15 protein-coding genes and 4 tRNA genes are annotated in these 15685 nt (G+C 59.6%); 10 read left to right on the top strand and 9 right to left on the bottom strand.

Annotated elements, in window-relative coordinates; translation table 11 throughout:
• Positions 1–9 precede the first annotated feature (9 nt).
• Positions 10–879 carry an alpha/beta fold hydrolase gene (locus tag K3756_RS09500; protein ID WP_259986932.1) on the top strand — a complete coding sequence of 290 codons (870 nt, stop codon included), beginning with the start codon at positions 10–12 and terminating at the stop codon, positions 877–879.
• On the opposite strand, the gene K3756_RS09505 is transcribed toward K3756_RS09500, so the two are convergent.
• Positions 876–1748, bottom strand: coding sequence for a glycosyltransferase family 2 protein (locus K3756_RS09505; protein WP_259986933.1), 873 nt, complete (start codon positions 1746–1748; stop codon positions 876–878). The two genes, K3756_RS09500 and K3756_RS09505, sit on opposite strands and share 4 nt — an antisense overlap.
• A gap of 103 nt (positions 1749–1851) precedes the next feature.
• On the opposite strand from K3756_RS09505, the gene K3756_RS09510 reads away from it, so the two are divergent.
• A complete protein-coding gene (locus K3756_RS09510; protein ID WP_259986934.1) occupies positions 1852–2607 on the top strand; it encodes a hypothetical protein in 756 nt (251 codons plus the stop codon).
• Positions 2608–2676: 69 nt separating this feature from the next.
• On the opposite strand, the gene K3756_RS09515 is transcribed toward K3756_RS09510, so the two are convergent.
• The 4 genes from K3756_RS09515 to K3756_RS09530 all read right to left on the bottom strand — a co-directional run bounded on the left by K3756_RS09515 (position 2677) and on the right by K3756_RS09530 (position 3757).
• A tRNA-Asp gene (locus K3756_RS09515) sits at positions 2677–2753 on the bottom strand.
• Between the two features lie 214 nt (positions 2754–2967).
• Positions 2968–3044 (bottom strand) — tRNA-Asp (locus tag K3756_RS09520).
• Positions 3045–3073: 29 nt separating this feature from the next.
• Positions 3074–3149, bottom strand: a tRNA-Val gene (locus tag K3756_RS09525).
• A gap of 35 nt (positions 3150–3184) precedes the next feature.
• Complete coding sequence (locus K3756_RS09530) at positions 3185–3757, bottom strand: histidine phosphatase family protein (protein ID WP_259986935.1); 573 nt, start codon at positions 3755–3757, stop codon at positions 3185–3187.
• Between the two features lie 185 nt (positions 3758–3942).
• On the opposite strand from K3756_RS09530, the gene K3756_RS09535 reads away from it, so the two are divergent.
• Positions 3943–4542 (top strand): isochorismatase family protein, encoded by a 600-nt coding sequence (locus K3756_RS09535; RefSeq protein WP_259986936.1) that lies wholly within the window; start codon positions 3943–3945, stop codon positions 4540–4542.
• An 18-nt stretch (positions 4543–4560) separates the two neighbouring features.
• On the opposite strand, the gene K3756_RS09540 is transcribed toward K3756_RS09535, so the two are convergent.
• From K3756_RS09540 to lon, 3 genes are all read right to left on the bottom strand, one after another.
• Positions 4561–4635 (bottom strand) — tRNA-Val (locus K3756_RS09540).
• Between the two features lie 62 nt (positions 4636–4697).
• A complete protein-coding gene (locus K3756_RS09545; RefSeq protein ID WP_259986937.1) occupies positions 4698–5153 on the bottom strand; it encodes an HU family DNA-binding protein in 456 nt (151 codons plus the stop codon).
• Between the two features lie 159 nt (positions 5154–5312).
• Positions 5313–7724, bottom strand: coding sequence for an endopeptidase La (gene lon, locus K3756_RS09550; RefSeq protein ID WP_259986938.1), 2412 nt, complete (start codon positions 7722–7724; stop codon positions 5313–5315).
• A 400-nt stretch (positions 7725–8124) separates the two neighbouring features.
• Between lon and paaA the strand changes: the two genes are divergently transcribed.
• The 7 genes from paaA to paaZ are packed head-to-tail and all read left to right on the top strand — an operon-like array spanning position 8125 to position 14525.
• Complete coding sequence (gene paaA, locus K3756_RS09555; protein WP_259986939.1) at positions 8125–9102, top strand: 1,2-phenylacetyl-CoA epoxidase subunit PaaA; 978 nt, start codon at positions 8125–8127, stop codon at positions 9100–9102.
• 31 nt (positions 9103–9133) lie between these two features.
• The gene (paaB, locus tag K3756_RS09560; RefSeq protein ID WP_259986940.1) at positions 9134–9421 is read left to right on the top strand and encodes a 1,2-phenylacetyl-CoA epoxidase subunit PaaB; all 288 of its coding nucleotides are present in this window, start codon (positions 9134–9136) and stop codon (positions 9419–9421) included.
• Positions 9421–10176, top strand: a complete 756-nt coding sequence (gene paaC / locus K3756_RS09565; protein WP_259986941.1) for a 1,2-phenylacetyl-CoA epoxidase subunit PaaC — start codon at positions 9421–9423, stop codon at positions 10174–10176. The genes paaB and paaC overlap by 1 nt, the downstream gene beginning before the upstream one ends.
• A complete protein-coding gene (gene paaD / locus K3756_RS09570; RefSeq protein ID WP_259986942.1) occupies positions 10170–10634 on the top strand; it encodes a 1,2-phenylacetyl-CoA epoxidase subunit PaaD in 465 nt (154 codons plus the stop codon). The genes paaC and paaD overlap by 7 nt, the downstream gene beginning before the upstream one ends.
• Positions 10635–10644: 10 nt before the next feature.
• The gene (locus tag K3756_RS09575; protein ID WP_259986943.1) at positions 10645–11712 is read left to right on the top strand and encodes a 2Fe-2S iron-sulfur cluster-binding protein; all 1068 of its coding nucleotides are present in this window, start codon (positions 10645–10647) and stop codon (positions 11710–11712) included.
• Positions 11713–11720: 8 nt separating this feature from the next.
• On the top strand, positions 11721–12479 hold the full coding sequence (locus K3756_RS09580; protein WP_259986945.1) for a Phenylacetic acid catabolic protein: 759 nt from the start codon (positions 11721–11723) through the stop codon (positions 12477–12479).
• A gap of 12 nt (positions 12480–12491) precedes the next feature.
• Complete coding sequence (gene paaZ / locus K3756_RS09585) at positions 12492–14525, top strand: phenylacetic acid degradation bifunctional protein PaaZ (protein WP_259986947.1); 2034 nt, start codon at positions 12492–12494, stop codon at positions 14523–14525.
• On the opposite strand, the gene tgt is transcribed toward paaZ, so the two are convergent.
• Positions 14522–15652 (bottom strand): tRNA guanosine(34) transglycosylase Tgt, encoded by a 1131-nt coding sequence (gene tgt / locus K3756_RS09590; RefSeq protein WP_259986948.1) that lies wholly within the window; start codon positions 15650–15652, stop codon positions 14522–14524. The two genes, paaZ and tgt, sit on opposite strands and share 4 nt — an antisense overlap.
• Positions 15653–15685: the final 33 nt, after the last annotated feature.

Consider the following 15685-nt stretch of genomic DNA (forward strand, 5'->3'; position numbering starts at 1 on the left):
GGGCTCTCTATGACGCATATTCCGGGGTTCGAATTCCACGAGACGCCCGTTGACGGACACGTCGTGGCCTACGCCCGTGGGGGCAGCGGCGTGCCCGTTTTGCTCTTGCACGGCTTTCCCCAAACCCACGCCATGTGGCACGCCATCGCGCCGCAACTGGCGCAAAAATTCACCGTTATCGCGCCTGATTTGCGCGGTTACGGCGCCAGCGCAAAGCCCGAAGGCACAGAGAACTACAGCTTCAGGAACATGGCAGCGGGTCCATTGGGGCTGATGCGGCAATTGGGGTTTGACCGGTTCCACCTTGTGGGCCACGACCGGGGCGCGCGGACGGCGCACCGTATGGCGCTCGATGCGCCGGATGCCCCGCTATCGCTTTGCCTGATGGACATTGTGCCCACACATCTGCTTTTGGATGATCTCTCCCGGCAAGTGGCGCAGGCGTATTATCACTGGTTCTTCCTCGCCCAACCGCATCCCCTTCCCGAAACGATGATCGGCCATGATCCCGATGCATTTTTCAACAGCTGCCTGATGGGATGGGGCGCGACACAGACCGACAGCTTTGACAGCAAGGCGCTCGCGGCCTATCGGGCGGCGTGGCGGGACCCCGATACAATCCGGGGTATGTGTGCCGATTACCGTGCGGCCTTGCGCTATGACTTCGATCAGGATGCCGCCGATCTCGGGCGCAAAATCGACCAGCCTTCTTTGGTGCTTTATGGTGCCGAAGGCGTGATGGGTCTGGCCTACGACGTTGGCGCGACCTGGGCTGACCGATTGTCAAACATGCAGGTCAAGGCGCTGCCGGGCGGTCATTTTTTCCCCGATCAATACCCTGATGAAACGGCTCGTGCCCTGCTGGACTTTCTGGTCTAAATCACGCCGTTGAATCGTTCGGGAAGCAGATACTGCGTGCCGAAGTTTGGGCGATTGAACTCGTAAAATCCTGTCTCGCCACGCGGTTTGAAGGATCGGTGCATCCGTTTGCGGATCCAGCGCAAATCAAAACCTTCTTCCATGCGCAGGTCTACAAACTGCTCAAATGTCGCGCGGTCTTCGCCACGGGCTTCCGCAAACCAATGTCTGCCGATGGACGCGTCCTTGACCGTGCCACCCACCTCGGCCGTCACGACATTGCGGCGGTCCATCGCTAGCGCGTACTGGTCGAAATCGCAGAATTTGAGGTGCATCAGGTACAGCGCGTCCGGTGTGTAAAGTTTCGGGTACTGCGCAAAATGCCCACCTCGTGACAGCTTTGCCGGAGCTGAAATGATGCAGGGTTTCGAATAATGCGGCGCGGGTCGTACATGGCGCCGCGGGCCCAGGATCGCGCCATCGATAGGCTGGTCCTCAATGTCGATCCGGTGAATGACCTCCAGCCCGAGCGGCGTCAGAATACGGTTGTCAGGCGTTTGGGCCAGAAAGTCGAGCAGGCCGGTGTCTGCCTCGGGATCAACGACAACAAGCTCGTCCACGTCCCCGACGATCACATGGCGGAAGTATTTGCGCAGACCGCCAACGAGATTATTCAGCAATTTCCAGCGTTTGATGTCAAAATTCTTGTGCGGGTCTCCGGGGATGCCGATGATATTGCATCCCTCCGCCAGCTTTGCCACTTCTGCGCCGCGTCCGTGGTTGATGATATAGCAGTTCTCGCGGCCGAATGCGTCGCCGTAGTGGCGCAACCACGCCTTCAGAAAGAACGCGTCATCGCGCACCATTGTCACAGCTGCTGCCGTCTGCATGCCTGTCCCTGCCCTGTCGTCTGTTATTGGTCTTTTGCGTTCACAGCATAGCCTAACGGATGTACCAATAGAATCAGAAATTTGCAGGCAGGAGCCGCCCCTTTTGATCCCCCCCGACTTTGCAGAGACCGGTTTTCACGCACAGCGCCTGCCCGATACGGCGATTTCCCGGTTCCAGGTACTGGGTGAGCGTTCTTCGGGGACGAACTTTGTCAAACGCCTCATCGGGAAGAATTCCGCCCTGAAACCTACCGAAGCATTGGGATGGAAACACGGGTTTCCCCACGCAACCGGCATTGCGCCCACGCTTGGTGTTATCCTGATGGTCCGGCGGGCCGACAGCTGGGCGTTGTCGATGCACAAAAAGCCGTGGCATACCACCGCGCAGATGCAGTCACTAGAGTTCGGGGATTTCATACGCGCCCCGTGGGACACGCGCGTTGATCATCCGCGTTATTTCAAAGGAGCGGGCGACGCTGGCACCGTTGGCCAGATTCTCCAGCACGATCGGCACCCGCTGACGGGCGCGCGGTTTGACAACATCTTCGCCCTGCGCCGCGCAAAGCTGCAAGGTCTGCTTGGCTACCTCAATCGCCACTGCAACGTCATCCTGCTGGCCGCTGAAACAGCGCAAGCCGCACCCGAGGCAACGCTGGATGCGGTCATGCAGGTCTGGGACCAGCCCACCCGGACCAAGGCTTTTTCCCCTGTCTACAAACGCTTGGGCGCGCGTTTTGATCCTGCCGTCAGTCCCCGCCCGAGAACCCCGAAAAAGATGGGCAATTCAGGGATGAAGTTCCTCCGCGCGCAGCTCGATCTCGATCTTGAGGCGGCGCTAGGCTACGACTACGCGGGATAAAGTGCGGCAATTAATCGAAACGACAAAATGAAAAAGGGCCCACCGAAGTGAACCCTTTTCAAGCAGCGGTGGCGCGGTTGACGGGGCTCGAACCCGCGACCCCCGGCGTGACAGGCCGGTACTCTAACCATCTGAGCTACAACCGCCCGCTGCGTCGCTGCATCGTGTGTTGCAGCGCGTTTGAGCGGAATAGGCGATGGTTCTGCATGCGTCAAGCGCTTAAAGCGTGCGATCGGCATTTCTTTAACGGCATCGTGCAACTGCACTTTTCGTGCAACGCGGCGATTGTCCTTGATCCAAAAACAACAGGCCGATCGGAGCAGGATTGACCCGGTGAGCAACATAAAGATGTAAGAAAAATGGCGCGGTTGACGGGGCTCGAACCCGCGACCCCCGGCGTGACAGGCCGGTACTCTAACCAGCTGAGCTACAACCGCGCATCTATGGCTCCCTTCTGGCGAAGGAATGGTGGGTCGTGAGAGGCTCGAACTCCCGACATCTTCGGTGTAAACGAAGCGCTCTACCAACTGAGCTAACGACCCGGTGCGCGTCTGATAGCCCAAGGTCGCGCGACAGTTCAAGCGCTTTTTGTAAGTCTTTTCTGTTTTCCGTTTTCGACATGAAACACCACACCCTGACCACCCCCGACGACGCGCAGTGCATCGACGTTTTTGTTTTGCAAAACAATGCGTAACATCCTGCTGGTCAATCCATGGGTCACCAGAACCGCGGGATGTTCCAGCCCTTGCAGAAATCGGCGGCAGCGCGCTTCGAGTGCTGCAAACCCCTCACCGCCCGGTGCTCTTTCATACAGGTCAAAACCATCGCGCACCGCGTATCTTTTGATGAGAGGGTCCCGCAATTCTCCGGCCCAATCGCCCACGCCGATCTCGCTCAGGGCGGTGTCGGTGTGAATGGTATCGACGACACCGTTCAACGCCAAAGACGCCGTATGGAAGGCACGCCCCTGCGGGCTGCTGTAAGCCTCGTAGTCACTAAGCTCGAGACCGGACAAAATATCATTCTGCAGCCGCGCCTGCGCCCTGCCCCGCACGGTCAGCGGAGAATCGTATCGTCCTTGCAAACGCCCCTGCGCATTCCATGACGTTTCGCCGTGACGCAGGATATAGACGGGTGGATATTGGCTCATGAAGACCTGTCTGAAAACCGGATCGCGGCAACGCTGCGCGACACGTTCAGATGGCGCTGTCGCACCCCAAAAGGCAACGAAAAAACTGCGCTTAACGTCCGACCGATATAATGGCCGGGCGTCTGAAAGACACGTTCCGGACAGCCCGCCACACTCGGTGCATCCCCATTGACCGGAGCCATACGATGAAAAACCTATTTACCCCCGAAAACGCGGCGATGCTTTTGATCGATCACCAGGTCGGCACGATGAAACTTGCCCGCAGCATCGACCGCGCAGAGCTTATCGCGAACACACGTGCCCTGTGCCGTACGGCCGCAGAAACAGGGATGCCTCTTGTTCTGACGAGCAGTCAGGAGACGCATTTTCAGGGGATGTTGATCGACGATCTCAACGAAATCGCCCCAGAGGCCTATGCCGCGCGTGTCAAACGCCCCGGCGTTGTGGATGCCTGGATGTATGACGACTTCAAGGATGCCGTCTTGGCGACGGGACGCAAAAAGCTGATCATGGCGGGGCTGACCAATGATGTTTGCACCGTTTATCCTGCCATCAGCGCGGTGGAAGACGGATTTGAAGTGCAGGTCGTCGTCGACGCGGGCGGCTCCCCCACGCAGGTCGCGGATGAGATGGCCTGCGCCCGGATGTCGGCGAACGGCGTTGTCCTCACCTCGACCAACCAGATCATGGCCGAGTTGGCGACCGATTGGTCAGCCCCCGCAGGAGCCGCCATCCAAGGCATCATGTACGAAGAAATTCTGAAGCCCCTGGTCGAAGAAGACTGAGCTTGCCGTGGGGGAATGTGGTGGGTGATAAGAGATTTGAACTCCTGACATCTTCGATGTGAACGAAGCGCTCTACCACTGAGCTAATCACCCGTGGCGGTGGGAGTATCAAGCATCGGGCCGCCGCGCAAGAGGGCGGCGGCCTTCGTCGGCGGTTATTCTGCGACCTTGATCGCAGGCGCATCCATAGGCGGCTTGGCATCTTTCTGGCGCAGCTTAAGGACCATAGCGCGGCCGTCGCTAAGCTCTTTTGCCCGCTGGATTTTCAATCTGCCAAGGGGTTGCAGGACCATCTCGCGGTTCTCGCTCAGTGCCTCGCCAAGCACGGACAGCATCGCCTCGACGACCGGTTTGGCGTCCTTCTTCTTGATGCCCGAACGCTCCACCACAAGGTTGATCAGTTCTTTCTTGCGCAACTCCTGCCCCATCACCACAAGCGACAGCTTGTTTACCACGGCCGCTTCCACTGGCGCTGCTGCGGGCGCAGCTGCGCTGTCGGCACGCACGGGCGTTGGCGTTTCCGGAGGGGACACTTTGGTGGTTGCTTTCTTTGACGCGGGTTTGCGCGTCGGCGCCTTGCGGCTCGTCTTGGGTTTTGTGCTTGTTGTCATCTCTACACCTGCTCTGGTTTTTGTTGTTGCCTTCAGACTAGCGGGCATCGCGCAAAAAAGCCAATAATCCGTTCCGTAAAATACCTTTTGCCCTGCGGCATGCAAAAAGCCCCGATCAATTGACCGGGGCTTTTCAATATCGATCAGGCGGAACGCCGGTTAGTGCGCCGTGGCGCTATCACCTGCGCCCATACGTGCAGCAAGTGCCGCGGCAGCTGCCGCTTCCTCCGCCGCCTCGTCCCATTCAACAGCCTCGGGCTTGGAGACCAACGCGTGCTCTAACACTTCAGAGACATGGCTGACAGGAATGATGGTCAGACCCTCTTTCACGTTGTCCGGAATATCCGGCAGATCTTTTTCGTTGTCCTGTGGGATCAGGACAGTCTTGATCCCGCCACGCAGAGCCGCGAGCAGTTTTTCCTTCAATCCACCGATCGGCATGGCATTACCGCGCAGGGACACTTCCCCCGTCATTGCAATATCCTTGCGCACGGGGATCTTGGTCAGCACCGACACGATGGAGGTTACCATCGCCAGACCCGCGGATGGACCATCCTTGGGCGTCGCACCGTCGGGCACGTGAACGTGAATGTCCAACGTGTCGAATTGCGGTGGTTTCACCCCGATCTGCGGGCTGATGGAACGGACGTAGGAGCTTGCCGCATCGATGGATTCCTTCATCACATCGCCCAGCTTGCCCGTTGTCTTCATTCGCCCCTTACCCGGCAGGCGCAGCGCCTCGATGTGCAACAGCTCCCCACCGACAGACGTGTAGGCAAGACCCGTCACAACACCGATCTGATCGTCCTTTTCGGCCAGACCGTAGCGATGCTTTTGCACCCCGAGGAACTCATCGAGGTTGTCGCCGGTCACTGTCACACTCTCGGTTTCCTTGCGCACGATCTTCGTCAGTGCCTTACGGGCGACTTTCGCAATCTCGCGCTCGAGGTTCCGCACGCCCGCCTCGCGGGTGTAGTAGCGGATCATCCCCGTCAGGGCGCTGTCCTCAATGCTGAATTCCTTGGCTTTCAGACCGTGGTTCTTGATCTGTTTGGACACAAGATGCTGCTTTGCAATCTCGCGCTTTTCGTCCTCGGTGTAGCCAGACAGCGGAATAATCTCCATCCGGTCCAGAAGCGGCCCGGGCATGTTGTAGCTGTTCGAGGTCGTCAGGAACATCACGTTCGACAGGTCGTATTCCACTTCGAGATAGTGGTCGACGAACGTCGAGTTCTGTTCCGGATCAAGCACTTCAAGCATCGCCGACGCCGGATCGCCCCGGAAATCCTGACCCATCTTGTCGATCTCGTCGAGCAGGATAAGCGGATTGGTCGTCTTTGCCTTTTTCAGCGCCTGAATGATCTTGCCCGGCATCGAACCGATATAGGTCCGACGGTGACCGCGGATTTCGCTTTCATCGCGTACACCACCCAGCGAGATGCGGATGAATTCGCGCCCCGTGGCCTTGGCGACACTTTTGCCCAAGGATGTCTTACCCACACCCGGAGGGCCGACGAGACACATGATGGGCCCCTTCAGCTTGGACGAGCGTTGCTGCACGGCGAGGTATTCGACAATGCGTTCCTTGACCTTGTCCAGACCGTAGTGATCGGCATCCAGAATGTCCTGGGCGCGGCCCAGATCCTTCTTGACGCGCGACTTGGTGCCCCACGGGATCGACAGCATCCAGTCAAGATAGTTGCGCACAACGGTGGCTTCGGCCGACATCGGCGACATGTTCTTGAGCTTCTTGATCTCGGCGTCCGCCTTTTCGCGGGCTTCCTTGCTCAGTTTGGTCTCGGCGATCTTCTCTTCAAGCTCGACAACTTCATTCTTGCCGTCCTCGCCGTCGCCCAGCTCGTTCTGAATGGCCTTCATTTGCTCATTCAGATAGTATTCGCGCTGGGTCTTCTCCATCTGGGATTTGACGCGCGTCTTGATCTTCTTCTCGACCTGTAGCACGGACATTTCGCCCTGCATCAAACCATAGACTTTTTCAAGCCGTTCCGAGACAGACAGCGTTTCGAGCAGATCTTGCTTTTGCTCGACCTCGATGCCCAGATGACCGGCCACCAGATCGACCAGCCGTGCAGGATCGGACGCGTCCGAAACCGCGCTCAGTGCTTCTTCGGGGACGTTCTTCTTGACCTTGGCATAGCGGGCGAACTCTTCCCCAACCGACCGCAGCAGCGCCTGTGTGGTGGCCGCATCGCCGGGCATTTCGGTCAGATACTCGGCGCGCGCTTCAAAGAAGCTGTCATTGTCGAGATATTCGGTAATCCGCACCCGCGCCTGCCCTTCGACAAGCACCTTCACGGTGCCATCGGGCAGCTTCAGCAGTTGCAGCACGTTGGCCAGCACCCCAGCCTTGTAAATGCCGTCGCTTTCGGGATCATCAATGCCCGGATCGATCTGGCTCGACAGAAGAATTTGCTTGTCGTCCGCCATTACTTCCTCGAGCGCCCTGACGGATTTGTCACGGCCGACGAACAAAGGCACAATCATGTGCGGGAATACGACGATATCGCGGAGCGGAAGGACCGGATAGCTCGCGTTAAGAGGCTCTTGCATGCTCTTTTCCTTATTCTGGCAAGACGGTGCTGGTCCCTGTGTAGGCAACCGTTGACCGTCTCCTGTTATGGACAGGGTATTTGGGCACCCTGACCGCCTGTTTCAATGGTTAACGCCGCCTCGCTTTCGGGGCTTTGTCCTAACATGGCGCGAAGCCCGCACCTCGGCAACCGAAGAACCCGGCGGTTTTGAGCGAAACGCGCCCTCCTGACGATGTGTCGCACATACGCCTTTGTGTAACCCGTTGTAATTGCACGCTTCACCAAAAGCGTTACCGAATACGATTATCGATACTTTCTTCGTAACATAATTATTGATCGCATCGATCCGATCCTGTATTCTGGCAAAAAGCAGATCATCCGCGATGATCGCACGTCCCTTTCACGAAGGAACTGACCACATGTACGCCCAGATGATCAAATCCGAAGCAACACAGGATGACCCCGAAAAACTGGCGGCATTTCAGGCGCGTATCGATGACAACCAGAAGATCGAGCCGAAGGAATGGATGCCCGAAGGATACCGCAAAACGCTGATCCGGCAGATCGGACAACATGCACATTCGGAAATCGTAGGCCAGTTGCCGGAAGGCAATTGGATTACCCGCGCTCCGACGCTCGAACGCAAGGCAATCCTGCTGGCGAAGGTTCAGGACGAGGCCGGTCACGGTCTCTATCTGTACTGCGCGGCCGAAACCCTTGGGGTGACGCGCGACGCGCTGTTCGAGGCCCTTCAGGAAGGCAGAATGAAATATTCCTCGATCTTCAACTACCCCACTCTGACGTGGGCTGATATGGGCGCAGTCGGCTGGCTGGTCGATGGAGCTGCAATTATGAACCAGGTGCCGTTACAGCGCACATCCTATGGCCCCTACGCCCGTGCGATGGTCCGCATCTGCAAGGAAGAATCGTTCCACCAGAGGCAGGGTTTCGACATCATGATGAAGATGGCGCAGGGCTCGTCTGCGCAAAAGCGGATGGCACAGGATGCGCTTAACCGGTTCTGGTATCCATCGCTGATGATGTTCGGTCCATCGGACAAGGACTCGGTCCATTCCGCGCAATCGATGGCGTGGAAAATCAAGATGAACACCAACGACGAGCTGCGACAGAAGTTCGTCGACCAAACGGTGCCGCAGGCTGAGTATCTGGGGCTGAGCGGGCCCGACGAGACGCTGTCTTGGAACGACGCCAAAGGCGGTTACGATTTCGCCGAACCGGACTGGAACGAGTTCTTCGAGGTGCTGAAAGGGAACGGGCCGTGCAACCACGACCGTTTGAACGCCCGCAAACAAGCGTGGGAAGACGGCGCATGGGTGCGCGACGGCATGCTGGCACATGCGGCCAAAAAACGCGCAGCACAGGTCGCGGCAGAATGAGTTCTGGTCTGAGCATCAAGGGAGAGCGGCAATGACGAAACCGGAATGGCCCCTGTTCGAAATCTTTATCCGTGGTCAGCATGGGCTGTCCCATCGTCATGTCGGCAGCCTGCACGCGTCCGACGCGGAAATGGCGATCAGGAATGCACGCGATGTATATACCCGCCGCGCCGAAGGTGTTTCCATCTGGGTGGTCGAGGCCGCGTCGATCCACGCGTCCGCTCCGGGCGACAAGGACGCGCTTTACGATCCGGCAAACGACAAGGTGTACCGCCATCCGACGTTTTTCGATGTGCCCGATGAAGTGGGCCATATGTGATGGATGCCTCCCTTTTCGAAGGTCTGCTGAGGCTGGGTGACAACACGCTCGTTCTGGGCCATCGCCTGTCGGAATGGTGCGGCAAGGCGCCCGCGCTGGAGGAAGACATCGCGCTGGCCAACACGGCGCTGGACCTGATCGGCCAGACGCAGATGTGGCTTGGCTATGCCGCGGAAGTCGAGGGCGCCGACAGGACCGCGGACGATCTGGCGTTTTTGCGTGATGCGTGGGATTTCAGGAACCTTTTGCTGGTGGAACGGCCCAATGTCGACTTCGGGCACACGATCCTGCGGCAATTCTTTTTCGATGCGTGGCATAAGCCGATGCTGACCGCCTGCACGCAAAGCAGCGATCCGCGCGTTGCCGAAATCGCCGCGAAAGCAGTCAAGGAGGTCAGCTATCACCTCGATCGGTCGAGCGAGATCGTGATCGCTCTGGGCGATGGCACGGCAGAAAGCCACCAACGCATGCAGGATGCACTCGACGTCTTGTGGCCCTACGCAGGTGAAGTTTTCGTGGCGGACGCCATAGATATCGATCTGGCGGAACGTGGCTTGATGCCGGCAGCCGGCGATGTGAAACCCCACTGGGACGCCACGGTCGCCCGGATCCTCCACACGGCGACCTTGCGTATTCCCGAGGACAGTTTTGCGCACAGCGGCGGTCGGAGCGGACGCCAGCACAGCGAACACCTTGGCCACATGCTGACGCAGATGCAGTGGCTGCAACGGGCCTATCCCGGAGCGCAATGGTGACACGACCGGACACCCAGACCGTGTGGCAATGGCTCGACGAAGTACCGGACCCGGAAATCCCTGTCATTTCGGTTGTCGATCTCGGGATCATACGTGACGTGACATGGGACGGCGATACGCTGGAAGTGGCGATCACACCGACGTATTCCGGCTGCCCGGCAACATCCGTAATCCGCATGGATGTCGAAGCTGCCCTGCGCGCGAAGGGTCTTGACCGCATCCGCTTGCGCCAGCAGATATCGCCCCCCTGGACGACCGACTGGCTGAGCCAGAAGGGCAAGGCGCGGCTGGAACGCTACGGTATCGCGCCGCCGTCTCCGTCCGGCGGCCCCGACAGGTGCCCGCAATGCGGCTCCGCAGAGGTCGAGCGGGTGAGCCAATTCGGCTCCACCCCGTGCAAGGCGCATTGGCGCTGCCTCGATTGCCTTGAACCCTTTGACTACTTCAAATGTATCTGACGAGACACCGATGGCCCGTTTCCACCCTTTGACTGTCACCGACGTGCGCAAAACGATCCGCGACGCGGTCGTTGTCAGCCTGTCACCGCCCGGCGGGGTGAATTTCGATTTCGTGCAGGGCCAGTATCTGACGTTCCGCCGCCGTTTTGATGATCGGGAATTGCGGCGCAGCTATTCGATCTGTTCGGGCCGCGATGACGGCGTGCTTCAGGTGGGGATCAAACGTGTCGAAGGTGGCGCCTTTTCGACATGGGCCAACGACGCATTGAAACCGGGCGACACCGTGGAGGCGATGGTGCCTGCCGGCCGGTTTCACACCGCGCTCGATCCGGCAGCGGCGCGCCACTATCTGGGTTTTGCGGGGGGCTCCGGCATCACGCCGGTCCTGTCGCTACTCAGGACGACGCTCGCCCGTGAACCCCTGTCCCGTTTCACCCTGATCTACGCCAACCGCGCCGTCAGCACGATCATGTTCCGCGAGGAACTCGAGGATCTGAAGAACAGCTTCATGGGCCGGGTCAACATCATCCACGTCCTTGAAGATGATGCGCAGGACATCGATCTGTTTGCGGGCCGCGTGGATGCCGAAAAATGCGCACGCCTTTTTAGCAGTTGGATCGACATTGCGTCCGTGGATACGGCGTTCATTTGCGGGCCCGAACCTATGATGATCGAAATCGCGCAGGCGTTGCGCGATCACGGATTGTCCGATGACCAGATCAAATTCGAACTTTTCGCGTCGGCCCAGCCCGGCCGCGCCGCCGCTCCGCCCAAACCGACACGATTGGCCACGCACGGCGATGGCGTGAAGGCGACCGTGACGCTTGATGGGGCAACCCGCTGCTTTGCGCTGCCGCCAGATACATCGCTTCTGGACGGTGCGCTCGCGAATGCCTTGGATGCGCCGTTTGCCTGCAAGGCCGGCGTCTGTTCCACATGCCGCGCCAAGGTGACTGCGGGCGAGGTCGAAATGCGCACCAACCACGCGCTCGAAGACTACGAAGTGGCGCAGGGCTACGTGCTGACGTGCCAGTGCTATCCTCTCTCGGAACAGGTGAGTTTTGACTATGACCAGTAGGCCGTGACATGAGCGACACGATGAGCACAGACGCCTATCTGGCACGAGGCGGTCGTTTGACGACCCCCGAGAACGTTCCCCCTCGCTACCGCGCGGAATTGCTCCGCCTGATGGCGATCTTCGTGGACAGCCAGCTCGCTGGCGCTGCCGGATTTGCGACACGGATCAATGCCGGCCCCGGTGTGACCGAACGCATTGCCGCAGCTCGCATCGTGCTGGAGAAAAACCATCACGCTGCGCAAGTTCTTAAAATCATGGCCGAATTCGGCGTAGATACCACACGCTATTTTCAACACCACCCGTGGGATGACAGATTGCCGCGCGAGGCACCCATCGGTGCTGCACGCATGCATTCCGATATGCGCCTGCCGGTGTTCAACGCGCCCTTGGGTGACTGGGCCGATGCGATAACGATGAACCTGCTCACGGGTCTTGCGGCGAATACATTGTTGATTGATTACCGCGGCATGTCCTACCAACCGCTGGCTGAAGCGTTTCGAGATATTGAACCGGTCGAGCGGCGGCACACGGAACTGGCCGCGGAAGGTCTGGCCGTACTGCACAAAGAAGGCGCGGCACTCCAAACCGCCGTAGATTACTGGTGGCCAAGGGTTCGGGCGGGATTTGGCGGCGCCGACACGGGCCGCGATGACCGCTTGCGCCGCTTTGGCCTGCGCCGCGCCACGAATGCCGAACTCTGCGATCAATGGATAGACGCCGCGCGCCAGGCATTGGCACCTTTTCACCTGCACGCCCCCAAAACCTGATCGGACCTCGCGATGCCCATTCTTGATGTACCTTCTTATGCCGCAGGAAACTGGATCGCGCCGGATACTGATGCCCGCACCATCGCCTCTGCGATCACAGGTGACACGATCGCCCGCGCAGGCAGCGCTGCCTTGGATACGGGCGCGATGCATCGCCACGCGCGCGACGTCGGCGGCCCTGCCCTGCGGGCGCTGACATTTCACGACCGCGCGCGCATGCTCAAAGCGCTTGCATTGCATCTGCAGGCCCACAAACAAGTGCTCTACGATCTCTCTTTCGACACGGGCGCAACCCAGTCGGATCATGCTTTTGACATCGACGGCGGCATTGGCACCATGTTCGTTTACGCGGCCAAAGGCAGGCGCGAAATGCCCGATGCGCGGATCTATCTGGATGGTGCGCTCGAGCCGCTCTCGCGCGACGGTAGCTTCTCCGGCCAACACGTCTGTGTCCCGCTTCAGGGGGCGGGCGTGCACATAAATGCCTACAACTTTCCGGTCTGGGGCATGTTGGAAAAATTCGCGCCCACCTTTCTTGCCGGTGTGCCGTCGATCGTGAAACCCGCGACCGCCACATGCTATGTCACGCAGGCCTGTGTCGCATTGATGGTGGAAAGTGGCATCCTGCCGGACGGCGCGCTGCAAATGATCGCGGGCGGCACGGGCGATCTTCTGCAAAGGCTCGACGCGCAGGATGTGGTCAGCTTCACCGGCTCTGCCGAGACAGCGCTGGGCCTGCGCAGCACCCCGCATCTGTTGCGCAATGCCGTACGGTTCGTGGCCGAGCAGGACAGTCTCAATGCGTCGGTTCTGGGGCCTGATGTTTCGCCCGGTAGCGCCGAATTCGACCTTTTCATCCGCGAAGCGCACCGCGAGATGACCACCAAAGCAGGTCAGAAATGCACCGCCATCCGCCGGATCATCGCACCGCAGCGCCATGTGGACGCCGTAATCGACGCTTTGTCGCAAAAACTGTTACAGACCAAGATCGGAGATCCCCGCGACCCCGAGACCGGCATGGGCGCCCTCGTCAGCCTCGATCAACGCCGCGACGTGCTTGAAAAGGCCGCAATGATCGGATCGCAAGCGCAGCTTGTCTGCGGTGATCGCGACGGTTCTGTGGGCAATGGCATCGACACCAAACGCGGTGCGTTCCTGTCGCCGATGCTCTTTCACTGCACCGATCCGGACGACGCGCCCCATGTGCACGATACCGAAGCTTTCGGGCCCGTCAGCACCGTCATGCCGTACCGCGACACGGATCACGCCATCGCTCTTCTAAACCGGGGAAAAGGGTCACTGGTGGCCTCGATCATCACGAACGATACGCAAGTCGCCCGCGATGTCGTTGCGGGGGCTGCGGCGTGGCACGGTCGGCTTTACTTCAACAACGCCGACAGCATGGCGGCATCGACCGGCCACGGCGCGCCGATGCCGCATATGGTCCACGGTGGTCCGGGACGTGCGGGCGGTGGAGAGGAATTGGGCGGCGTACGCGGCGTCCTGAATTATATGCAGCGGACGGCGGTTCAGGGCGGCCCCGACATCCTGACCGCCATCGGTGACTGCTGGGTGCCCGGAGCGACAGTGCACCGCGAAAAGGCACACCCGTTCACGCGCAGTTTTCATGCGCTTCAACTTGGAGAGACATTCGAGAGCGGTTCACGTGAAGTGACGCTCGACGATATTGAAACCTTTGCGCATTTCACCGGGGATACCTTCTATGCGCATATGGACGAGGACGCCGCCCGCGCCAATCCGTTCTTTCCCGGCCGCGTGGCCCACGGGTATCTTCTGATCAGCTTTGCCGCCGGATTGTTCGTGCAGCCCGATCCCGGCCCGGTGCTGGCCAATACCGGTCTGGACGCTTTGCGGTTCATGAAACCGGTCAGCCCCGGGGATCACGTGCAAGTGCAACTGACCGTGAAGAAAAAGACACCGCGCAACGCGGAATACGGCGAAGTCCGCTGGCATGTCTCGCTCACCAATCAGGACGCCGAGCAGGTCGCCGAATACGAGCTTTTGACGATGGTCAGCTACAGCTAGAGCGGATCGATATCGCCCTGTGCGCGGGTGGCATGGAAATCGCGCTGCCACGCATCGAATGTCCCCGCCGCAATTGTCGTGCGCATCGCGGCCATGATGTCCTGATAATAGTGCAGGTTATGCCAGGTCAGCAGCATCGAACTGATGATCTCCTGACTGCGGAACACATGGTGCAGATAGGCACGGCTGTAGTGGCGACAGGCCGGACAGCCGCAGTTTTCGTCCAGTGGCCGTGGATCATCCATATGGCGCGCGTTCTTGATGTTGAGAACGCCCAGACGCGTGAATACCTGCCCCGTGCGCCCGGACCGCGACGGCAAGACACAATCCATCATATCGATCCCGCGGGCCACGGCCCCAACGATGTCATCGGGCTTGCCCACCCCCATAAGGTACCGCGGTTTGTCCTGCGGCAGCTGGTCCGGCGCGTAGTCGAGGCAACCGAACATCGCCTCCTGCCCCTCTCCGACGGCCAAACCGCCCACGGCGTAGCCTTCGAACCCGATGTCGCGCAGCGCATCCGCACTTTCGCGGCGCAGGTCCTGTTCCAGCCCGCCCTGTTGTATCCCGAAAAGCGCATGGCCCGGCCTGTCGCCGAATGCGTCACGCGACCGCTGCGCCCACCGCATCGACAATTCCATGCTTTGCGCAATGCGGTCGCGGTCGGCCGGCAAGGCGGGGCACTCGTCAAAACACATGACGATATCGCTGCCCAGCAGGCGCTGGATTTCCATCGATCTCTCGGGGGTGATTTCGTGCTTGGATCCGTCAATGTGGCTTTTGAAGGTGACACCCTTCTCGGTAAGCTTGCGCAAAGCGGCGAGGCTCATCACCTGAAAGCCGCCGGAGTCTGTCAGGATCGGACCGTCCCAGTTCATGAACTTGTGCAGCCCGCCGAGCCGGTCGATACGCTCCGCCGTGGGCCGCAACATCAAATGGTAGGTGTTGCCCAAAAGGATGTCGGCCCCGGTCGACCTGACACTATCGGGCATCATTGCCTTGACGGTTGCGGCGGTGCCGACGGGCATGAAAGCGGGTGTCCGGATGTCGCCCCGCGTGGTCTTGATCACACCGGTGCGCGCGCGCCCGTCCTGAGCCTGTTTTTCAAAGGAAAAATCGCGCATCATCCGCCTCTTTCGCTGTTCTCCGCGCTGACCTAC

This window comes from Sulfitobacter sp. S190, from assembly GCF_025141935.1.
Lineage (GTDB): Bacteria > Pseudomonadota > Alphaproteobacteria > Rhodobacterales > Rhodobacteraceae > Sulfitobacter.